Below are 21,148 nucleotides of genomic sequence, written 5' to 3'. Positions count from 1 at the left end.
GCCTCCCCATATGAGGGTATGCGTCGGCACGACAGTCCATCACCCCGAGGACGCCCGGATCACCCACCGGCAGATCCGGGCGCTGCTCGACGCGGGGCACGAGGTGACCTTCGTCGCGCCGTTCACGCACTGCAACGTGACGCCGCGGCAGGGCATCCGGGCCGTCGACGTGCCGAGGGCCGTGGGCCTGCACCGGGGCAAGGCGCTGCGGGCCGCCGCCGCTGCCCTGCGTACGGCGGTGCGAGACGCCGACCTGCTGCTCGTGCACGACATCGAGCTGCTGCTCGCGCTGCCGCGCAGGCGGCCGCCCACGGTCTGGGACGTCCACGAGGACACGATCGGCGCGCTGAACGCCAAGGCGTACCTGCCGGGGCCGTTGCGGGGCGTCCTGCCGCCGCTGATCCGCGCGATCGAGGGCCGGGCGGAGCGGCGGCTCCACCTCATCCTCGCCGAGGAGTCCTATCGTGAGCGCTTCCCCGGCGCGCATCCCGTGGTGCCCAACCACACGTACGTGCCGCAGACGCCGCCCCCGCCGCCCGGGGACTCCCGGATCGTCTACGTGGGCCACATCTCCCTCGCCCGCGGCGCGGCCGAGATGGTGGAGATCGCCCGGCGGCTCCGGCCGTACGGCATCCGCCTGGACCTGATCGGACCGGCCGACGCCTCGGTGCGTCCGATGCTGCGCGACGCGCAGCGCGCGGGGCTGCTCGACTGGTTCGGGTACGTCCCCAACAACCACGCGCTGCGGATGGCCGAGGGAGCCCTGGCCGGGCTGTCCCTGCTGCACGACGTGCCGAACTACCGCGAGTCGACGCCCACGAAGGTCGTCGAATACATGGCACGCGGCATCCCCGTCGTCACGACCCCGCTGCCGAGGGCGGCGTCCCTGGTCGGGCGGGTCGACTGCGGGACGATCGTCCCGTTCGGCGAGGTCGGCGCGGTGGCCGACGCGGTCGTGCAGTGCGTGCTCCGCCTGCGTGAGGACGCCGAACGGCGTGCCGCGATGGGCGCCCGGGGCTACGTCGAGGCGCTGAACCACTTTCACTGGCCCTCCGTGGCCGGGGAGTTCGTCGCCCTGCTCGAGCGGTGGGCCCAGGCCCCGAGCTCCGTCGCCGCCCTGCCGGACCGCTCCCCCGCCGGCCGCCTGACCAACCTGTCGGGGCAGAACGTCTAGCGGCCCGCGCCGGACATCTGGGTGGCGACGAGGCGGGCGTAGCGGCCGCGCAGGGCGAGGAGCTCGGTGTGGGTGCCGCGTTCGACGACGCGTCCGTGGTCGAGGACGAGGATCTGGTCGGCGTCTTTGACGGTGCTGAGGCGGTGGGCGATGACGATGCGGGTCTGGGTCAGGCCGGTCAGGCGGGCCTCGATGGCCGCCTCGGTCGCGGCGTCGAGCTGGCTGGTGGCCTCGTCCAGCAACAACACCTTGGGGCGGGGCAGCAACGCGCGGGCCAGCGCGATGCGCTGACGCTGGCCTCCCGACAGCCCGCCGCCCTCGACGAGGATCGTGTCATATCCCATCGGCATCGCGGTGATCTCCTCGTGCAGGCAGGCGCGGGCGGCCGCCTCGGCGATCCGCTCCATGGACGCCCCGGGGTCGTTCAGCGCGATGTTGTCGCGGATGGTGCCGGTGAACAGCGACGGCTGCTGGGTGACCACGCCGAACTGGCGGCGCAGCGAGCGCGGGTTCAGCTCGGCGGCGGGCACCCCGTCGTAGCGGATCTCCCCCTCGCTGGGAGTGTGCAGGGCCAGCAGCAACCGGGCCAGAGTGCTCTTGCCCGAGCCGGAGGCGCCGACCAGCGCGATCTTCTGCCCGGGCCGCACCGACAGCCAGACGTCGCGCAGGATCCACGGGCCGCGCGGGTCGTGGCGGTAGCTCACGCCGCGCAGCTCGATCGCGCCGCGCAGGCGCAGCACCTCGATCCCGGCCGCCGGTTCGGGTTCGGCGGCCAGGATGTCGGACAGCCGGTCGAAATGCGCCCCGGCCTGCTGAAGGTTCTGCAGCGCGGTCATCAGCGATCCGAGCGGACCCAGCGCGGCGGTGGCGATGGCGTTGAGCGCCAGCAGCGCGCCCAGGCTCAGCTCGCCGTCCAGCACTCGTGAGGCGCCGGCCCACAACAGCGCCAGCGGCGCCAGATAGCGGATCGCCCCGAGGGCGGCCTCGACCAGTGCCCGGATCTGCCCGCCGCGCACGTCGGCGTCCAGTTGCGCGGCGAACTGGTCCGACCAGCGGCGCATCGCGCGCGGCTCGGCGCCGGAGGCCTTGAGCGTCTCGATCCCGCCGACCGCCTCCAGCAGGCGGCTTTGGGTGGCGGCCAGGGCCGCCAGCTCCCGCCGGGTGTGATCGCCCACCCGTGCGGCGGTGGCCAGCAGCAGCCCGCCCTGGGCCGCGGCCAGCGCCACCAGCACACCTCCCAGCAGCGGGTCGGCCACCACCACGAGCACCAGGTAGACCACCGCGAGCGGCCCGTCCAGCAGCGTGGCCAGGATCTGCCCGGTCAGCGTCTGACGCAGCGCGGCGACGCTGCCGGCCCGGTTGAGCAGGTCGCCGGTGCCCCGGGTGGCGAAATACCGGTAGGGCAGGGCGACCAGATGGGAGACCAGGGTGCGGGTGACCTCCCCGTCGGTGCGGGCACGCAGCGCCACCAGCAGCATCGCCCGCAGGTAGGCCAGGGTGAACTGGGTGAGCGTGGCGGCTGCCACCGCCGCCCCGGCGAGCGCGAGCAGGTGCCCGTTCCCGCCGGGCAGGATGCGGTCGACCACCACCCGCAGCGCGACCGCCACCCCGAGGCCGAGGACCTGCAGCAGCGCCGAGGCCGCCAGCACCTGGGCCAGCAGTCCCTTGCGGCGCAGCAGCAGCGCCCGCACGAACTCCCGCCGCCAGGCGCGGGCGGCGTCAGAACGCCCCCGCCGAAACCCCGGGCCGGGCTCGAAGGCCAGCACAACCCCGGTGAACCCCGCGTCGAACTCCTGCGCCGGCAGTCGCCTGCGGCCCAGGCCGGGGTCCACCACGTCCACATGACCCGCACTCCAGCGTTCCACGACCACGAAGTGCTGGAAGTCCCAGTGGACCACCGCCGGCATCGGCACCCGGGCCAGATCGGCCGGCTCCAGCGAGAACGCCCGCGCCTGCAGGCCGTGCTGCCGGGCGGCCTGCACGATCGCCAGCGCGCTCAGCCCGTCCCTGCCCACCTGCAGCCGGTCGGACATCTCCCGCACCGTGGTGCGCCGCCCGTGGAAGGACAACACCATCGCAAGGCACGCGGCCCCGCACTCGGTCGCCGCGTTCTGCAGCACGACGGGCACCCGCCTCACCGCCCGCCTCCCCGGACTGCGGGAACCGCCACGCCCGTCCCGGTGGGCGTGGCGCTCGCGCCACCGCCCAGGAGCGGCCAGGTGAGCAGGGACAGCACCACGACCAGCACCACGACCGCCCCCCACAGGATCACGAACCTGCGGACGCCCGTCTCGGGGGTGACGGCCTGCTCCACGGGGGCGGCGCGGCGGCGCAGCGCCTCCTCACGGAAGATCCCGCCGCTCACGGCGCGCTCACCCCCCGGGACCGGCCGTTCCTCGCGGCCCCGCCGCCTTCCTCGCCGCGTTCACGGCGGCACTCGATCGTGGTCACTGGTTTCCCTTCCGCTCGGCGCCGACGTTAGGGGCCGCGACTTGGGGATCACTTGAAAGCGATCTGGAAGCGCGGCCCCACGGCGCGTCCGCGGATCACCGGGACGCGGCCAGCAGGCGCGCGCCGGTGGCGGCCAGGCCGACGGCCTGGGTGAGCGCACCCGCGACCTCGAACCACTCGGTGCCGGCCACGAGGCCGATCACGTGCAGCGGCGGCCATGCCATGATCCCGGCGGCGGCCCAGAGCGGCACCACGCGGGCGCGGAGCAGGGCCAGCCCGAGCAGCAGCGTGCCGACCAGGTTGCCGAGCACGAAGAGCAGGAACACCCAGACGGCCGACGGGTCGCTCTGGGCGCCGTCGACGACCGCCGCGTAATCCGCGAGAGGGCCCCCGCGTCGCGCCATTACGTCCACGGTGATCCCGCCGAAGACGACCGCGAAGTAGCAGATGTAGCCGCCCGCCATGAGGGTCGCGCCGAGGAAGCCGAGCCTGCGGCTCCGGTCCGCGAGGAGCCGCCTGGCGCCGAGGACGGCCGGGACCATGAGCAGGCTGCCCAGCATCGCGGCGACCGTGGCCAGCCGCATCTGCGCGGGGTGAGCCGCCGTGAGCGCCAGCGCCTCCGCGCCGGTGGCGTCGCTTCCCCCGTCGCGCGTGGCCCAGGCGTACGCCGCGTTGGCCACGACGAAACCCCACGGCGCGGTGAACAGCGCCAGCGCGAGCGGTGCGTGACGACGAGTGTGCGGCGGAGCCGTTTCCATGGGTTCTCCTCAACAGAAGGGGAGGTCAGGCGTGGGAGCGCAGCGCCGGGGCGAGGAGCGCGACGCAGGCGAGGGTGAGCACGACGCCGACCGCGGCCACCGCGATCGCCGGCGCGGGGACCCCGTCGACGAAGAACGTCGGAACGGCGGTGAGCGCCGACAGCAGCCTGGTGACGATCACGGCCACCACCCCGGCGCGGCTGCCGCGCCAGGCCAGCACGACGCCGACCACGGTGATCAGGCCGAGTACGCCGTCGGCGAGGGCCACCACGAACGGCGGGTGCTCGCCGTCGCCGAACGGCAGCGAGATCACGTCGATGAGACCGAACAGGCCTGCGACGACCAGGCCGATGACGAGAGAGACCGAGCGTTTCATGCGCTTCTCCTGAGCCGCGGGATGCCGACGTCCGCAGTGTGGGCGCGCGGGCCCCGTCGGCGGATCCGGGCCGCCCCCGGTCCGATCTCCGTGCTGGCACGTATTCACCCCGGCCGCCCCGGGACCTACGGTGTGCTCGTGGCACTCCCCCGTCTGCTCGCGTACGCCGCCGTGCTGGTGGTGTGCGCGCTGGCGGGCGCCGGGGTGGTGCCGGCCAGTCAGGACGCGGGGGCGGGCATGGCGCTCGCGGTCGGCACCGCGCTCGCCCTGCCCTCGGTCGTGCTCGGCGTGCTGGTCGCCACCCGGCGTCCGCGCAGTGTGGTGGGCCTGCTGCTCGTGCTGGCCGGCGCGACGCCCGTGCATCTGGCGGTCGGCGACTCGTACGCGAACCTGGCCGGGCGTCACCCGGGGCTGCTGGTCTCCGAGGTCTACGCGGCGCTGTCGCAGGGCGACTGGATGCTCCTGTACGTGCCGGCTGCGCTGCTCACGCTCGTCTTTCCCGACGGGCGCCTGCCGGGGCGGCGCTGGCGCTGGGCCGTCGCCGGGCTGCTGGTCGTGCCCGTGCTGTTCATGCTGGTCGTGGCGTGCGTCCCCGGCGCGTACCCGCCGCCGTTCGAGAGCACGCCACACCTGCTGCGGCCTCCGGAGGCGTACCTGCCTTTGCTGGAGATCGCGGGAGTGGCGCTGCTGCCGGTCTTCCTCGGGCTGCTGGTCGCGTCGGCGGCGGCGATGGTGATCCGCTACCGGCGGGCGGCCGACGAGATCAGCCGGGCGCGGCTCAAGTGGTTCGCCCTCGGCGGCGGCTTCCTGCCGCTCACGCTGCTGCTGTGCTGGGCCAGTTACCTGTTCCTCGGCAGTTCCGACCTCGTGGTGATCGGCCTGGCCGCGACGGCCGTGTCGATCCCGGTGGCGACCGCGATCGCGGTGCTGCGCCACGACCTCTACGACGTCGACCGGGCGATCAGCGCGGCGGTCACCTACGGCATGGTGACCGCGGTCCTGCTGGGCTTCTACACGGCCGCCTCGTTCCTCGTCGGCCTCGGCGCCGGCCGCGGCTCGCCCGTCGCGGCGGCCGCCGCCACCGCCGTCTGCGCCGCCGCGCTGTCCCCGTTGCGCGTGCGGCTCCAGCGCCGGGTGGACCGCCGGCTCTACCCGGCCCGGCAGGCCGTGCTGACCGCCGTACGGCACCTGCGCGACCGCATGCACGAGGGACAGGCGCGGCCCGAGGAACTGGAGGCGGCGCTGCGCGAGGCGCTGCGCGATCCGGAGCTGCGCGTCGGCTACCGGCTGCCCGGTGCTACCGGTCCGGTCGACGCGACCGGTGCCACCGGGCTGGTCGACGCGACCGGCGCGCCCGTCGATCCCGGCGACTCCCCCGTGACACCCGTACGGCTCGGCGGCCACGAGATCGGCGCGATCGTACGCGGCCGGGCGGGCAGCCGGGAGCTGCTGCGCGAGGCGGCCGACGCGAGCGCGCTGCTCATCGAGGTGGTGCGGCTGCGTATCGAGGTGAGCCGGGCGCTCGACGAGGCCGAGGCCAGCCGCACCCGGCTGCTGCACGCCGGTTACGAGGAGCGGCGGCGGCTCGAACGCGACCTGCACGACGGGGCCCAGCAGCGCCTGGTGTCCCTCGGCATGGCGATCCGGCTCGCCCAGCGCCACCTCGGCGACGGCTCGGCCGACGTCGGCGCCCTGCTGGACGAGTGGGTGGCCGAACTGGCCGTCGCGGTCACCGAGCTGCGGCAGATCGCGCACGGCCTGCGGCCGAGCAGCCTGGACGACGGTCTCGGCAACGCGCTGGTCACGCTGGCGGGCAAGATTCCGGTGCCCGTGGCGCTCGACGTGTCGGCCGACGACCTGCCCGACGATGTGGCGATGACCGCCTACTACGTGGCGAGTGAGGCGATGACGAACGCCGTCAAGCACGCCGGCCCCGCCGCCATCGGCGTCCGCGTCAGCCGGACCGGCGACCGGGTCACCGTGCGGATCAGCGACGACGGGCGGGGCGGCGCCGAGATGCGGCCGGGCGCCGGGCTGGCGGGCCTGGCCGACCGGGTCCGCGCGTCGGGCGGCGCGCTGCGGCTGTCCAGCCCGGAGGGCGGCGGGACGACAGTGGAGGCGGTGCTGCCGTGCGCGTCGTGATCGGTGAGGACTCCGCCCTGTTCAGGGAGGGGCTGGCCCGGCTGCTCGCCGACGCCGGGCACGAGGTCGTGGCCAAGGCCCAGGACGCCCCCGGGCTGGTCGCCGCCGTGGACGCCACCGATCCCGACCTGGTCATCGCGGACATCCGGATGCCGCCCGACCACACCGACGACGGCGCGCGGGCGGCCCGGCGGATCCGCGACGCCCACCCGGGCCTCGGCATCGTCCTGCTCTCCCAGCACGTCGAGACCCGGCACTCCGTCGACCTGGTGTCCCGCGGCGGGTTCGGCTACCTGCTCAAGGACCGGGTCTTCGACGTGGACGACTTCCTCGACACGCTGCGCCGGGTGGCGGCGGGCGGCTCCGCGCTCGACCCCGAGGTCGTCTCGCGTCTCATCGGCGTACACCGGGCCGCCGCCCCCCTCGCGTCGCTCAGCGCCCGGGAGCGGGAGGTGCTGGCGCTGATGGCCGAGGGCCGTACGAACGTCGGCATCGCCCGGCGGCTCTACCTGACCGACCGGACGGTGGAGACCCACGTCAGCTCGATCCTCGCCAAGCTCGGCCTGCCCGGCTCGGAGGAGGACCACCGCCGCGTGCTGGCCGTCCTGCTCTACCTCAACTCCCGGACCTGACGCAGGCGCCGGTCGAGGAAGGCCCGCTCGGAGGCGTTGCGGGTGCGGGCGATCGCCGCCTCGTACGCCCGCGCGGCCTCCCCGGCCCGGCCGAGCCGCCGCAGCAGGTCGGCTCTGACGGCGTGGAACAGGTAGTAGCCGTCCAGATCGAGCGCGGCCACGAGAGCGAGCGCGGCCTCCGGCCCGTCCACCTCGGCCACCGCGACAGCCCGGTTGAGCGCGACGACCGGACTCGGGGCGAGGGCGAGCAGGTGGTCGTACAGGCTCAGGATCTGCCGCCAGTCCGTGACGGCGGCGATCGGCGCGTCGGCGTGGACGGCGTTGATCGCCGCCTGGATCTGGTACGGCCCCGGCCGGTCGCGCCGCAGGCACGCCCGCACGATGTCCTGGCCCTCGGCGACGAGTGCGCGGTCCCACCGGCAGCGGTCCTGCTCGGGCAGCGGCACGAGGTCGCCGGCCGGGGTGGTGCGGGCGTCGCGCCGCGCGTGGACGAGCAGCATGAGCGCGAGCAGCCCCATGACCTCCGGCTCGTCGGGCATCAGCGCGGCCAGCAGGCGGCCGAGCCTGACGGCCTCCGCGCACAGGTCCTCGCGGGCCAGCCGGTCGCCCGCGCTCGCCGTGTGTCCCTCGTTGAAGATCAGGTAGACGACGGCGAGCACGGCCCGGAGGCGGTCCGGCAGGTCGGCCTCCCGCGGGACGCGGTACGGGATCCCCGCGTCGCGGATCTTGGCCTTGGCCCGGACCAGCCGCTGGGCCATGGTCGGCTCGGGGACCAGGAACGCCCGCGCGATCTCGGCCGTGGTGAGGCCGCCGAGCAGGCGCAGCGTCAGCGCGACCCGGGCGGCCGGGGCGAGCGCGGGGTGGCAGCAGGTGAAGATCAGACGGAGCCGGTCGTCGTGCACGGGACCCTCCTCTGCCGGGCCGTCGTCAGCGTCGTCGGGGGCGTGCAGCAGGACCGCCCGCGCGTGCCTGTCCGCACGCAGGGACTCCCGCCGGTGGCGGTCGATCACCCGGTTGCGGGCGGTCGTGATGATCCAGCCGGCCGGGCTGGGCGGCGTCCCGTCGCGCGGCCAGCGCCGCACCGCCTCGGCGAACGCGTCCTGGACCGCCTCCTCGGCGACGTCGATGTCGCCGAAGTGGCGGACCAAGACCGCGACGGCCCGGCCGTACTCCTCGCGGAACACCCGCTCGACGTCGGGGGCCCTACTCCCGGTCGTCATCGCCCTCCACGACGCCCGCGAAGGGGCGCACCTCCACCGGGAGCGTGGTCGCACGGGCGAGCCTGCGACCCCACTCCAGCGCCGCGTCGAGGTCCGGCGCTTTGATGATGGTCAGCCCGCCGACGTGCTCCTTGCCCTCCGTGTACGGACCGTCGGTGACGAGTTCCTCGCCGTCGCGCACCCGCACCACCGTCGACGTGCCCGGATCGTGCAGTCCGCCGGAGAAGACCCACGCCCCCGCGGCGCGCAGTTCCTCGTTGAGGACCGCCAGGTCGCGCATGATCGGTTCCAGGACCTCCGGCGGGGGCGTCCCGCCGTCGGGCTGCTGGATGCTGAGCAGATAGTGCCTCATGGTCTCGTACACCTCCTCTGCGAGGCCCGCCCGGCGCGGGCCCGTTCACCCTCTACACGAACGGCCGCCCCGGATATCGACACCCGCCGGAAACAGGACTGGGACAACCTTGCCGCCGTACGGCTGTCGCCCGGCCGCCGGGCTTTGCTGTACTGGGAGCATGGCAAGCCATGTCGTCCAGGGTCGCAGGGTCGAGACGCCGGTGGAGGTCCGCGACGCGTCGGTCTGCCTCGCCGCCTACCCGGTGCGGGCGGACGCCGCCCGCGCGGTCCTCGCGTACTCCGGGATGGACGTCACCGAGGTCCTGCCGGGCAAGGCCCTGTGCTCGCTGGTGTTCGTCCGTTATCACGATTCCGACCTGGGCTCCTACAACGAGTTCGGCGTCACCTTCCTCGTACGGCCGGTCGACGCGGGTCCCCCGCCGAGGCGCGGACCGCTGGCCGGGCTGAAGGACCTGCGCGGGGCGGGGTCGGGCGCCTTCGTCCACTGGCTGCCGGTCGACCAGGCGTTCACGCTGGAGGCCGGTCGGACCATCTGGGGCTTCCCCAAGGAGTTGGCCGACGTGGATCTGCGGCTCGGCTCGCCGTACAAGCGGTGTCTGCTGCGCAGGGACGGCCGGATGGTCGTCGACCTGCTGATCAGGCCCGGCATCCCGGCGACGCCCGCGCCGCTGCTCGGCGAGGCGCTGCCCGTGCCGGACGCCTACGCCCACCTGGACGGGGTCACCCGCCGCATCCCCTGGACGGTCCGCGCCCGGGGGATCCGCTGGCGGCCCGGCGGCGCGCTCATCCGCCTCGGCAACCATCCGATCGCCAAGGAGCTGAGCGAGCTCGGCCTGCCCCGGCGAGCCCTGATGACGGCCACCGCCGAGCACGTGTCGATGGCGTTCGAGGAGCCGGGACGGGCGTGACGCCACCGCGGGCCGCTCCCGGCGGGGCTGGAAGAATCGGCGCGTGACCATTCGCGTCCTGATCGCCGACGACCAGGAGATGGTGCGGCGGGGCCTGCGCCGCATCCTGGAGAGCCAGCCGGACATCCAGGTCGTCTGCGAGGCCGCCGACGGAGTGGCGGCGGTGGAGATGGCCCGGCGGTTCCAGCCGGATGTGGCGCTCGTCGACATCCGCATGCCCAGGATGGACGGGATCGAGGTGACCCGGGCCCTCGCCGGCCCCGGCGCGGCGGTCCCGACGAAGGTCGTGGTCGTGACGACCTTCGACCTGGACGAGTACGTCTACCCGGCCCTGCGGCACGGCGCGTCCGGGTTCCTGGTCAAGCGCTCGGGCCCCGCGCTCCTGGTCGAGGCGGTCCGGGCCGCCGTGGCGGGCGACACCCTGATCAGCCCCTCCGTCACGGTGCGGCTGCTCAGGCACGTCACGGGCGACGGTCCCCGGCACACGCCGCCGTCCGAGCCGCTGACCGAGCGCGAGATCGAGATCGCCGGCCAGGTGGCCGAGGGGAAGACCAACGCCGACATCGCCGCCGAGCTGTTCATCTCGCCGGGCACGGTCAAGACCCACGTGGCGAGCATCCAGCGCAAGCTCGGCGTGCGCAACCGGGTCGGCATCGCCGTACGCGCCTGGGAGCTGGGGTACGCCGGGGTCCGATGAACAGGGTGCGATGAACGGGGTGCGGTGAAGGTCCCCGCCGCGTGCGTACCCTCGGTGGCATGACGAGGTCCCGGGTCCGCGCCTTCCTGTGCGTCGTGATCGTGGCGATGGTGCCGACGCCGGCGATCCTCGCTCCCCCGCACGCGCTCGTCGTCGCCCTGTCCGCCACCCTGGCCGTCGCCGTCGCGCTGACGCGCCGGCCGCACCGGCGGGTCGGCCTCGCCACGGCGGCGAGCGTCGTCGCGCTGGTCTCCTACGCCGTCACGTTCGTCTACCAGGGGCGGCACCAGTTCGCCGGGCTGTGGCTGCCCGTCGAGATGGGCGCACTGCTGCTCCTGTTCGGACGGGTCGTACGGCGGCTGCCGGGGCGGCAGGCGGCGGTCATCGGGACGGCGCTCGGGATCGCGGCGGCCGTCGCGCTGCCGTTGCGGCTGACGCTGCGCATGCCCCGCCCGACGGCGGACGCGTCGGTCATCGCCTGCCTCCTGTCGTTCTTCGCGGTGGTCACCGTGGCCGCCGTCGCGCTGTACCTCAGGTCCCTGGACGACCGGCGGGTGCGCGCGGTGGCGGACGCGCGGCGGGCCCAGCGGCTGGATACGGCCCGCGACCTGCACGACTTCGTCGCCCACGAGGTCACCGGGATCGTCCTGGAGGCCCAGGCGGCCCAGCTCGGCGAGCTCGATCCGCGTCAGGCGCGTGAGCTCGCCGTACGCGTCGAGGAGGCGGGGCTGCGTGCGCTGGCGTCCATGGACCACATGGTGAGCGCGCTGCGCGATCCGGACGAGCGAGTGGCGGAGGAGCCGCCGCCGACCCGAGTCTACGGCCTGGCCGACCTGCCCGACCTGGTCGGCCGTTTCTCGGCCACCGGAGGAATCCCGGCCAGGCTCGACATGCCCGGCGACCTCGCCCTCCCCGTGACGCCGGAGATCGGGAGCACCGTGTACGCCGTCGTGCTCGAGGCGCTGACCAACGTGCGGCGGCACGCCTCCGCCGCGACCCGCGTGGTGGTCGCGGTCGCCCCGGCTGGCGCGGCCGACGGCCCGGCCCTGCGGGTGTCCGTCACCGACGACGGCGGCGGAACCTCTCCGACCGGCCTCGCGGGAGACGACCGGCACGGCGGAGGCACCGGCCTGGTCGGCCTGGCCGAGCGAGTGAAGGCGCTCGGGGGCGTGCTCCACGCCGGCCGCCAGGCGGAGGGGTGGCAGGTCGTCGCCCTCCTCCCCGTTTCGCAGAGTGCCAGGAGCCACAGTGCCAGGAGCCGCGCCGGCCGCTGATCGGGTCCCCGATATCTGCCGAACGGCAGATGCCGGCCCGGCCGCCCACGTCGGATCCTGCTCGGGACGGCTTATCCGGAGGATCCGAATGACTACGCGCAAGACGGTGTGGTGCGCCTTGACGGTGCTCGCGGCGGCGGTTCTGAGCGGCTCGGTTCTGAGCGGCTGTTCAGACGCGTCGAAGGCCACACCGGTGTCCCAGACCTTCTCGTTCGGCGGCAGGACGCTCGACGTGCGGGCGCACGACACCCCGACCGACCTCGTCGCGACGGACAGGAAGGACATCAAGGTCACCCTGTGGTTCGACGTGCACGGCACGAACCCGCATTCCAGCCAGACCCTCGAAGGGAACACGCTCGACCTCAACGCCGGATGCTCCGGGTGGGCCGACTGCTCGGCCCGGTTCCGCGTCGAGGTGCCCCGCGAGGTCAAAGTGCTGCGCGACGGCCGCACGACCGATCTGCGCGGCCTGCCCGAGTGAGGTGACGAGATGATCGAAACTCCGGTCCTCGAACTGGTGGACGTCACCAAGACCTACAAGGGCGGCAAGCGCGCGGTCGACGGCGTCACCCTGCGGTGCGGCGCGGGACTGCTCGGCCTGCTCGGCCCGAACGGAGCGGGGAAGTCGACGCTGATGCGGATCTGCGCGACGGTCACCCGGCCGACGGGCGGCAGGGTCCTGTTCGACGGGACCGACGTGGTGTCCCGGCCCGGCGCGCTGCGCGGGGTTCTCGGCTACCTCCCGCAGGACTTCGGCGTCTACCCGCACCTGACCGCGCGGGAGTTCCTCTCCTATCTCGCCGCCCTGAAGGGGCTGGCCGCGCGTGCGACGCGTGCGCGCGTCGACGAACTGCTCGAACTGGTCAACCTCACGGAGGCGGTCCGGACGCCGCTCGGCAAGTACTCCGGCGGCATGCTGCGCCGGGTCGGCATCGCCCAGGCCCTGCTGGCCGACCCGAGGGTGCTGATCGTGGACGAGCCGACGGCGGGGCTCGACCCCGAGGAGCGGGTGCGGTTCCGCGCCATGCTCGGCGACCTGGCGGAAGACCGGGTGGTCCTGCTGTCCACGCACATCGTGTCCGACATCGAGTCCGTCGCGTCCGACGTCGCCGTCGTGGCCGGGGGACGGCTGCTGCGGCGCGGCACCCCCGAGGCGCTGCTCAGCGAGGTCGACGGCCACGTCTGGGAGACGGTCGCCGATCCGTCCGAGGCCGCCGTCCTGCGGGAGCGCCACCCGGCCAGCCGCGTGATCCGCACGGTGGACGGGGTCCGTCTGCGGCTCCTGTCGGACACGCCGCCGGCCGCCGGCGCCGTACGGGTGCCCCCCGACCTGGAGGACCTGTACCTCGCCGTGGTGGGCGGCGGCGTCCGGGAGGCGGCCCGATGACGGCACGGGTCACGGCGCGGGCGACGATCGCGCTCGCCGTCGCCGACTTCCGGGAGCGGGTGCGGCGGCCCGCGTACGCGCTGTTCCTGCTGGCGGCGGTCGGCCTGGCCCGGCTGGCCGTCCCGCCCGCCGACTCGGGATGGGTGATCCTGGACGTCGGGGGCTACCGCGGCGTCTACACCAGCGCCTGGGTCGGGACGGCGACCGCGCTCGCCGGTGCCCTCTGGCTCACGATGGGCGGGTTCTACCTGGTACGCGACGCGATCGGCCGGGACGAGCGCACCCGCGTGGGCCAGCTCGTCGCCGCCACGCCACTGCGTACGCCGGCATACCTGCTGGGGAAGTTCCTCAGCGACTTCCTGGTGCTCGCCTCGATGGCGGGCGTGCTCGCGGCGACCGCGCCGATCATGCAGCTCGCCCGCGGCGAGTCCGGGGCCGTGGACCCGGTGGCGCTCCTCTTGCCCTTCGCGACGATCACGCTTCCTCCGCTGGCGCTGACGGCGGCGGCCGCGGTGCTGTTCGAAACCGTGCCGCTGCTGCGGGGCGGCGTGGGGAACGTCGTCTGGTTCGTCGTCTCCCTGGTCCTCCTCATCGGCGGCCAGTCGCCGAAGGCGCCCCTCGGCGGGCTCGGAGTGCACCAGGCCGCCGACTCGATGCGCGCCGCCCTCGCCGCGCAGGGCGTCGACGTGCACGGCCGGGAGTTCAGCCTCGGCCTGACCTCCGTCGCCAGGCCGCTGCGCACCTTCCAGTGGGACGGCTTCTCCGTCACCGGCGCGTTCCTCGGCAGCCGTCTCCTCGTCCTCCTGCCGGCGCTCGTCCTGGCGCTGCTGCCGTGCCTCTGGTTCGCCCGGTTCGACCCGGCGCGCCGTCTCACCGCCCCGGCCGTCGCGCCGTACGAGCCTGGCGTCACCGCCGACAGCGGGCGACCGGCCTTCCGGACCACGTCCCCGGTCACGCCTTCGACCGTGCCGGGGGTCGCGCCGCGTCCGGGCCGGGCGTCGCGGCGGCTTCTCTCCGGCGAGCTGCGCATCCTCCTGCAGGGCGTCTCGCGCTGGTGGTGGCTCGTGGCCGCCGGGGTGACGGCGGCCGCCTTCGCCACGCCGGAACCCGCGACCGTGCTCCCGCTCGCCTGGATATGGCCGGTGCTGATCTGGTCGCGGCTGGGAACCCAGCGGGTGGAGTACGGCGTGGAAGGGCTGCTCGGCGCCTATCCCGCGCCCTGGCGCGGGCTGGTCGCGGAGTGGGCGGCCGGGGTCGTCCTCACGGCCGCGACCGGCGTTGGGCCCCTCGTCCGCATGGCGGTCGCCGCCGACTGGCCCGGAGTGGGGTCGTGGGCGGGCGGCACGCTCCTGGTGCCCTCGCTCGCCCTGGCGCTCGGCGTGGCCTGCCGTACGCACCGGGTCTTCCAGGTCGTCTACCTCGGCCTGTGGTATCTCGCCGTCAACGGCACGGCGGCCGTCGACTACATGGGCGCGGTCCGTACGGACGGGCTGCCCGCCGGGCCGTCCCCGCTCGTCGTGGCCTGCCTCGCCGCGGCCCTGCTCTGCGCCGCCCTGGCCGTCCGTACCGCCCGCCACGCGATCCGCTGACGCGGCGTGATCACGCTCAGCCGCCGGACGCGAGACGGGCGACGGCGGCTCGTGTCAGGGCCGGCGGCTGCGGGTCCGGGTGGAGTGCGATGTGCAGTGCCGCGCCTTCGACGTAGGCGTCGAGCGCTCGGGCGGTGTCGGGGGCGAAGTGCCGTTCGAGGGCGCGGCGGCTCTCGCGCATCCACCTGTGGGTGATCGACCGGAAGGCGGCTCTGCGCGCGGCGAGGGTGTACAGCTCGTACGTCAGCACGTGCTCGCGCCGGGACCGCTGCAGGTCCCCGTGGATCAGCGCGACGATCGCCTCGACCGCGGCGTCCCGGTCCCGGGCGGCGGCCAGGCGTCGCTCGAACGCGTCGCCGATGCTCGCCGCGAAGCGGGTGAACGCCTCGACGAGCAGGTCGTCCATGTTCTCGAAGTGGTAGGTCATGGACCCGAGCGGAACGCCGGCCCGGGCGGCCACCTTCCGGTGGGAGGTCCCGGCGACCCCGTCCTCGGCGATGCAGTCGATCGCGGCGTCGATGATGCGGTCCCGGCGCTCCGGGTCGTAACGGCGGGTCATCACAGCCGCCGTATCACCCGCGCCGGGTTGCCGACCGCGACGACGTTCGCGCCGACGTCCTTGGTGACGACCGCGCCGGCCCCGATCACGCTGTTCTCGCCGATGGTCACGCCCGGCAGGATGATCGCGCCGCCGCCGATCCAGACGTTGTCACCGATCGTGATGGGTTCCGCGGCTTCCGGCTTCGCCCTGCGAGGCTCGGGTTCGATCGGGTGCGTCGGGGTGAGAAGTTGCACGTTCGGGCCGATCTGGCAGTCCTCGCCGATCGTGATCGCTGCGACGTCGAGCGCGGTCAGGTTGTAGTTGACGAAGGTGCGGGCCCCGATGGTGATGTTCTCGCCGTAGTCGACGTACAGCGGCGGCCTGACGACCGCTCCCTCGCCCAGGCTCCCCACCAGCTCGGTCAGGATCGATCGGGCGGCGCTCTCGTCGGCGAGCGCGGCGCGATGGTACGCGTCCGCCAGCCGCGCCGCGCGCTGTGCGCGCCTGGCGCTCTCGGGGTCGTCGGCGATGTAGAGCTCACCGGCGAGCATCCGCTCGCGGTTCGTACGGGGGTCACCTGCGAAATAGCCCACCGCGACCGCAAGTGTACGTTCGTACGCATCGGGCTGTGACCCTTGGTCGTCTTTGCCACGGTTCGGTCGATTACGGGTGTGCGGGACAATCGCTGATGTGCGAGTCGGATTGCTCGGGCCGTTCGAGGTCCGGAACGGCGATGGCGCCCTGGTGGAGGTTCCCGGGGTCCGGCTGCGCGCGCTGCTCGCCGCGCTCGCCCTCGAACCCGGCCGGATCGTCACGCGTGCGAGGCTGGTGGACTGGATCTGGGGGCAACGGCCGCCCGCGGACGAAGTGAATGCGCTGCAGGCGCTGGTGTCCAGGCTGCGCAGGGTGTTGCCGGACGGTGCGATCGAGGCGGATTCCGGCGGCTATCGGCTGGCCGTGGCTCCCGATGCCGTGGACGTGTGCCGGTTCGAGCACCTGGTCGGTCAGGCCCGCACCGCCGAGCCCGCGGCCAGGGCCGATCTGCTGCGGTCGGCCCTGGCACTGTGGCGCGGTACGGCCATGGCGGACATCGCACTGCGAGACAGCGACGCGTTCGACGCCGCGGTCGCGCGCCTGGACGAACTCCACGTCGCCGCGCTCGGGGATCGGGTGGATGCCGATATCCGCCTCGGCCGCGGCTCGGAGCTGGTCTCCGAGCTGACCGAGCTGGTCGCCGCGTACCCGCTGCGGGAAGGGTTCGTGGCGGCCTTGATGCGGGCGCTCGCCGAAGCGGGGCGTACGGCTGAGGCGTTGACCGTGTACCAGCGGACGCGCGAGCGGCTCGCCGAGGAGTTGGGCGCCGATCCGTCTGCCGAGCTCTCCGCGCTGCACACCGCGTTGCTGCGGGGCGAGCTGGGCGAGCGGGCGGAGAACGGCAGGACGAACCTGCGCGCCGAGCTGACGAGTTTCGTCGGCAAGGACGACGACATCTCCGCGGTCGCCGGGCTGGCCATCACGCACCGGCTGGTCACCTTGATCGGGGCGGGTGGCTCCGGGAAGACGAGGCTGGCCACGGAGACCGCGCGGACGATGCTCGCCGAGCTGCCGGACGGGGCGTGGCTGGTCGAACTGGCCTCGGTGCGGGCAGGCGGTGAGCTGGCACAGGCCGCCCTCACCTCGATCGGCCTGCGTGACCAGGCGCTGCTCGGCGCCGCCCGGGGTGGGGAACCGATGGATCAGCTCATCGCCGCGGTCCGGGAGCGCGCGATCCTGCTGATCCTGGACAACTGCGAACACGTGATCGAGGAGGCCGCGGCTTTCGCGGACCGGCTTCTGGGAGAGTGCCGGAGGCTGCGGATTCTGGCCACGAGCAGGGAACCGCTCGGTATCACCGGGGAGGTGCTGTGGCAGGTCGAGCCGCTCGCGCTGCCCGCGAAGGGAGCGGATCCCTCCGAGGCCGGGTCCTCGCCCGCCGTGCGGCTGCTGCGGGACCGCGCGGGTCTGGTGCGCAAGGACATCGGCTCCGACGCGCACACCTTGTCGGCCATGGCGCGGATATGCCGGTCGCTCGACGGGATTCCGCTGGCGATCGAACTGGCCGCGGCACGGCTGCGCACCATGTCCGTCGATCAGCTGGCACGCCGGCTCGATGACCGATTCCACCTCCTGACCAGCGGCAGCCGTACGGCGCTCCCTCGGCACAAGACGCTGCGCGCGGTCGTGGACTGGAGCTGGGATCTGCTGACCGAGGCCGAACGTCGCGTGCTGCGGCGGCTCTCGGTGTTCTCCGGCGGGGCGAGTCTGGAAGCGGCCGAACGGGTGTGCGGGGACGAGGCGTTCGCCGGGGCGCAGGTGCTCGACCTGCTGACCGCGTTGATCGAGAAGTCGCTGCTGCTCGCCGACGGCGAGGGCACGCCGCGCTACCGGATGCTCGACACCATCAGGGAGTACGCGGCGCATCGGCTCGCCGAAGCCGGGGAGACCGAGCAGGCGCGCCGGGCGCACCTCGCCTACTTCACCGAACTGGCCGAGACGGCCGATCCGCACCTGCGCCGGGCCGAGCAGTTGGACTGGCTGGCCAGGCTCGAGGCCGAGCACGACAACATCAATGCGGCGCTGCGCGGGGCGATCGCCGAGGGATGGGCCGAAGAGGCGATGCGGCTGGTCGGGGCCGCGGGCTGGTACTGGTACCTGAGCGGGCACAGGGCCGAGGGCACCGAGTTGAGCATCGCGGCGGCCTCGCTGGACGGTGAGGTGCCCGATGAGGTGCGAGCGATGGCGTACCTCATCGTGACGATGTTCGTGACCGCCGGGGTCGGCGGCGATCAGTATCAGGCGCGGGAGTGGATCCACGAGGCGCACCGGCTCGCTCAGCGCAGCGGGTATAGCCACCCGCTGCTCGGGTTCGTCGGGGTGCTTGAGCGGATGCTGGAGGGCCCGGCGGAGTTCCTGCCCGCGTTCGAGCCGCTCATCGCCGACGACGATCCGTGGGTGCGCGCGCAGGCCAGGCTCGCCCGTGGCCGGCTGCGGCTCACGCTCGGCGGCGACGAGACCGACGTGGACACCGACGCCGAAGTCGCCCTCGCCGAGTTCCGCACGCTGGGTGAGCGGATGGGGATCTCGCTGGCGCTGACCTTCCTGGCCGATCGGCTCGCCATGCGCGGCGAGTTGGCACGAGCGTGTGAGCACTTCGAAGAGGCGATCGTGGCGCTGACCGAGGTGGGCGGGACCGAGGACGTGGTCGGCCTGCGGGCGCGGCAGGCTCAGCTGTACTGGCTGCTCGGCGACGAGCGGTCCAGCGCTTCCGCCATGGCGGAAGCGCAGCGGTGCGCGGGCGGGATCGGCTGGCCGGACTCGCTTGCCGAGCTGGCGCTCGTGCAGGCACAGCTGGCGCGCTGGCGCGGCGAGCCGGACAAGGCACACGAGCACCTGGCGACGGTGCGTGCGGTGCTGGAGGACGCGGAAAGGGGCGACTCCGTCCGGGCCGCGATCATGGACCTGTACGGCTACCTCACCGAGGACCTCGACAAGGCCCGCGCGTATCGGGCCGAGGCGCTCCGCGCGGTCATGAAGTACGAGCATCCGCCGACGGTCGCCGAGGTGCTGGTCGGCATCGCGGATCTCGCGCTGCGCCAGGGAGACCACGAGCAGGCCGTGCGACTGCTCGCGGCGAGCGACGGCGTGCGCGGCACGCCGAATCGGTCGCACCCGGACGTTTCCCGGATCACCGCGGAGACGCGGAACCGCCTCGGTGAATCCGTTTTCACCGAGGCGATCCGCGACGGTCGGCGGCGGGATTGGCGCGAGCTGGCCGAGATCACGCTCGCTTCTTGAACGACGCGCGCGCCCACAGGTAGCCGATCAACGCCAGCCCCGCGCACCAGGCGATCGCCGTGATGGCCGAGCCCGCCGACGGCGCGCCGGTCAGCAACCCGCGCAGGGTTTCGATGATCGGGGTGAACGGCTGGTATTCGGCGAATTGCCGCGCACCGGGACCCATCTTGTCGGCCGGCACGAACGCGCTGCTCAGGAAGGGAAGGAGCATCAGCGGGACAGCGGCGAGGCCCGCGCTTTCCGGCGTTTTCGCCGCGAGGCCGAACGCGACGGTCAGCCAGCCGATCGCGAACACCGTCAGCACGACGATGCCGATCACGCCGAGCCATTCCGCGAAACTCGCCGACGGCCGGAATCCCATCAGGAACGCGACCCCGGTGACGAACGCGATGGCCACCAGGCTTCGCAGCATGGTCACGATCACGTGCGCGTTCAGCACCGCGGCCCGGGACACGTCCATGACGCGAAGCCGGTTGATGAATCCGGTCGTCATATCGGAGTTCACCGCGATCGCGGTGGCGCCGATGCCGTAGCAGATCGTCGTCAGCATCAACCCCGGCGTCGCGTAGTCGGCGTAGTCGACGCCGACGCTGAACGCGTCGCCGAACACGTAGACCATCAGGAACATCAGAAAGACCGGCATGACGACGCCGTTGAACAGCGCCATCGGATTTCGCATCGTGTGCCGGAAGTTGCGCCGCAGCATGGTCCCGGAATCCGCGATGACGTTCATCGTGCACTGACCTCCTTGTTCGCGTTGCCGGTAAGGGCGAGGAAGACGTCATCCAGGTCCGGTGTGTGCACCGACAGTTCCTCGACGTCGATGGAATGCCGATCGAGCCGATCGAGCAGCGCGCGCAACGACCTCACCCCGCCGTCGCCGGGCACACGCAAGGTCAGCTCTTCGTCGTCCCTCGTGGACCCGGGCAGGATGCGTGCCGCGGCGTCGAGTTCGTGCCTGCCGGTGAACCGCAGCCGGACATGGCTGCCGGGGACCCGGCGCTTGAGCTCGTCGGCGGTGCCCTCCGCGACCAGCCGGCCCTGATCGAGCACGGCGATGCGGTCGGCGAGCTCGTCGGCCTCCTCCAGATACTGGGTGGTGAGGAAGACGGTCGTACCGCCGGCGACCAGTTCCCGGATGATCTCCCACATGGTGCGGCGGCTGCGTGGATCGAGTCCCGTCGTGGGCTCGTCCAGGAAGATGATCTGCGGCTCCCCTACCAGCGTCATGGCGAGGTCCAGCTTGCGGCGCATGCCGCCGGAGTAGGACGCCGCCGGTTTGCCCGCCGCTTCGGCCAGATCGAACCGGTCGAGCAGCCGGCCGGCGATCCGCCTGCCCTCCGCCTTGGGCAGGTGCAGGAGATCCGCCATCATCAGCAGGTTCTCCTCGCCGGTGAGCAGGTCGTCCACCGCGGCGAACTGCCCGGTGACCCCGATCGCCGCGCGCACCGCCTTGGTTTCCGTGACCACGTCGTGCCCGGCGACGACCACCTGGCCGGCGTCTGGGGTCAGCAGCGTGGTCAGCACGTTCACCGTCGTGGTCTTGCCGGCGCCGTTGGGTCCGAGCAGAGCGAAGATCGTTCCGGTCCGGACATCCAGGTCGACGCCGTCGAGCACGATCTTGTCTTTATATGCCTTCCGCAGCCCCGAGGCCGCTATGGCTGAACCGTTCATGGCGTCCACGATCGCGGAGCCCTCCCCCGCCCCGGCCGCGAAGACGACGGCGCCTGCTCCCAGCAGGATCTCGGCCACCTCCGCCGCCGTGGTCCGCTCCAGGTCGCACAGCACCGCCTGGGCGCCGGCCGCCTCCA

Annotated in this window: 20 protein-coding genes; 10 read left to right on the top strand and 10 right to left on the bottom strand. The window is 73.4% G+C overall.

All coding sequences use genetic code 11. The features are described 5' to 3' along the window. The first annotated feature begins 10 nt into the window (after positions 1-10). Complete coding sequence (locus IL992_RS07040; RefSeq protein ID WP_193202496.1) at positions 11-1,174, top strand: glycosyltransferase family 4 protein; 1,164 nt, start codon at positions 11-13, stop codon at positions 1,172-1,174. Here IL992_RS07040 and IL992_RS07035 read toward each other — a convergent pair. From IL992_RS07035 to IL992_RS07020, 4 genes are all read right to left on the bottom strand, one after another. After that, the gene (locus tag IL992_RS07035; RefSeq protein WP_193202495.1) at positions 1,171-3,312 is read right to left on the bottom strand and encodes a peptidase domain-containing ABC transporter; all 2,142 of its coding nucleotides are present in this window, start codon (positions 3,310-3,312) and stop codon (positions 1,171-1,173) included. The genes IL992_RS07040 and IL992_RS07035 overlap by 4 nt on opposite strands. Then, positions 3,309-3,539 (bottom strand): hypothetical protein, encoded by a 231-nt coding sequence (locus IL992_RS07030; protein ID WP_193202494.1) that lies wholly within the window; start codon positions 3,537-3,539, stop codon positions 3,309-3,311. The genes IL992_RS07035 and IL992_RS07030 overlap by 4 nt, the downstream gene beginning before the upstream one ends. Before the next feature lie 181 nt (positions 3,540-3,720). Beyond that, a complete protein-coding gene (locus IL992_RS07025) occupies positions 3,721-4,383 on the bottom strand; it encodes a hypothetical protein (protein WP_193202493.1) in 663 nt (220 codons plus the stop codon). Between the two features lie 25 nt (positions 4,384-4,408). Next, complete coding sequence (locus IL992_RS07020; RefSeq protein WP_193202492.1) at positions 4,409-4,759, bottom strand: hypothetical protein; 351 nt, start codon at positions 4,757-4,759, stop codon at positions 4,409-4,411. Between the two features lie 138 nt (positions 4,760-4,897). On the opposite strand from IL992_RS07020, the gene IL992_RS48240 reads away from it, so the two are divergent. Then, positions 4,898-6,901, top strand: a complete 2,004-nt coding sequence (locus IL992_RS48240; protein WP_193202491.1) for a sensor histidine kinase — start codon at positions 4,898-4,900, stop codon at positions 6,899-6,901. Beyond that, positions 6,889-7,533 carry a response regulator transcription factor gene (locus tag IL992_RS07010; RefSeq protein WP_193202490.1) on the top strand — a complete coding sequence of 215 codons (645 nt, stop codon included), beginning with the start codon at positions 6,889-6,891 and terminating at the stop codon, positions 7,531-7,533. Before IL992_RS48240 ends, IL992_RS07010 begins: the two co-directional genes overlap by 13 nt. On the opposite strand, the gene IL992_RS07005 is transcribed toward IL992_RS07010, so the two are convergent. After that, complete coding sequence (locus IL992_RS07005) at positions 7,512-8,753, bottom strand: RNA polymerase sigma factor (RefSeq protein ID WP_193202489.1); 1,242 nt, start codon at positions 8,751-8,753, stop codon at positions 7,512-7,514. The genes IL992_RS07010 and IL992_RS07005 overlap by 22 nt on opposite strands. Continuing rightward, a complete protein-coding gene (locus tag IL992_RS07000; protein ID WP_193202488.1) occupies positions 8,737-9,105 on the bottom strand; it encodes a YciI family protein in 369 nt (122 codons plus the stop codon). The genes IL992_RS07005 and IL992_RS07000 overlap by 17 nt, the downstream gene beginning before the upstream one ends. Positions 9,106-9,265: 160 nt before the next feature. On the opposite strand from IL992_RS07000, the gene IL992_RS06995 reads away from it, so the two are divergent. From IL992_RS06995 to IL992_RS06970, 6 genes are all read left to right on the top strand, one after another. Continuing rightward, the gene (locus IL992_RS06995; protein ID WP_193202487.1) at positions 9,266-10,015 is read left to right on the top strand and encodes an acetoacetate decarboxylase family protein; all 750 of its coding nucleotides are present in this window, start codon (positions 9,266-9,268) and stop codon (positions 10,013-10,015) included. Between the two features lie 43 nt (positions 10,016-10,058). After that, a complete protein-coding gene (locus IL992_RS06990) occupies positions 10,059-10,712 on the top strand; it encodes a response regulator (protein WP_193202486.1) in 654 nt (217 codons plus the stop codon). Positions 10,713-10,771: 59 nt separating this feature from the next. After that, positions 10,772-11,986, top strand: a complete 1,215-nt coding sequence (locus tag IL992_RS06985) for a sensor histidine kinase (RefSeq protein WP_226872466.1) — start codon at positions 10,772-10,774, stop codon at positions 11,984-11,986. A gap of 88 nt (positions 11,987-12,074) precedes the next feature. Next, positions 12,075-12,467 carry a hypothetical protein gene (locus IL992_RS06980; protein ID WP_193202485.1) on the top strand — a complete coding sequence of 131 codons (393 nt, stop codon included), beginning with the start codon at positions 12,075-12,077 and terminating at the stop codon, positions 12,465-12,467. Between the two features lie 9 nt (positions 12,468-12,476). After that, a complete protein-coding gene (locus IL992_RS06975; protein WP_193202484.1) occupies positions 12,477-13,373 on the top strand; it encodes an ATP-binding cassette domain-containing protein in 897 nt (298 codons plus the stop codon). After that, positions 13,370-14,962, top strand: coding sequence for a hypothetical protein (locus IL992_RS06970; RefSeq protein ID WP_193202483.1), 1,593 nt, complete (start codon positions 13,370-13,372; stop codon positions 14,960-14,962). The genes IL992_RS06975 and IL992_RS06970 overlap by 4 nt, the downstream gene beginning before the upstream one ends. A gap of 16 nt (positions 14,963-14,978) precedes the next feature. Here the strand turns inward: IL992_RS06970 and IL992_RS06965 are convergent, their stop codons facing one another. Both IL992_RS06965 and IL992_RS06960 read right to left on the bottom strand, forming a co-directional pair. Then, positions 14,979-15,521: a TetR/AcrR family transcriptional regulator gene (locus IL992_RS06965; RefSeq protein ID WP_226872465.1), complete on the bottom strand. Its 543-nt coding sequence runs from the start codon at positions 15,519-15,521 to the stop codon at positions 14,979-14,981. After that, positions 15,521-16,054: a sugar O-acetyltransferase gene (locus IL992_RS06960; protein ID WP_193202669.1), complete on the bottom strand. Its 534-nt coding sequence runs from the start codon at positions 16,052-16,054 to the stop codon at positions 15,521-15,523. The genes IL992_RS06965 and IL992_RS06960 overlap by 1 nt, the downstream gene beginning before the upstream one ends. Before the next feature lie 139 nt (positions 16,055-16,193). Here IL992_RS06960 and IL992_RS06955 point away from each other — a divergent pair, with 139 nt between their 5' ends. Further along, on the top strand, positions 16,194-19,337 hold the full coding sequence (locus IL992_RS06955; RefSeq protein WP_193202481.1) for a BTAD domain-containing putative transcriptional regulator: 3,144 nt from the start codon (positions 16,194-16,196) through the stop codon (positions 19,335-19,337). On the opposite strand, the gene IL992_RS06950 is transcribed toward IL992_RS06955, so the two are convergent. Together IL992_RS06950 and IL992_RS06945 are read right to left on the bottom strand one after the other, a co-directional pair. Then, positions 19,321-20,070, bottom strand: a complete 750-nt coding sequence (locus IL992_RS06950) for an ABC transporter permease (protein WP_226872463.1) — start codon at positions 20,068-20,070, stop codon at positions 19,321-19,323. The genes IL992_RS06955 and IL992_RS06950 overlap by 17 nt on opposite strands. Further along, the gene (locus IL992_RS06945; RefSeq protein ID WP_193202667.1) at positions 20,067-21,011 is read right to left on the bottom strand and encodes an ATP-binding cassette domain-containing protein; all 945 of its coding nucleotides are present in this window, start codon (positions 21,009-21,011) and stop codon (positions 20,067-20,069) included. Before IL992_RS06945 ends, IL992_RS06950 begins: the two co-directional genes overlap by 4 nt. Positions 21,012-21,148 lie beyond the last annotated feature (137 nt).

This window comes from Microbispora sitophila (assembly GCF_014892245.1).
Classification (GTDB): domain Bacteria; phylum Actinomycetota; class Actinomycetes; order Streptosporangiales; family Streptosporangiaceae; genus Microbispora; species Microbispora siamensis.
The sequence above is the reverse complement of the archived record's forward strand: the minus strand, read 5'-3'. Positions and strand labels throughout refer to the sequence as shown.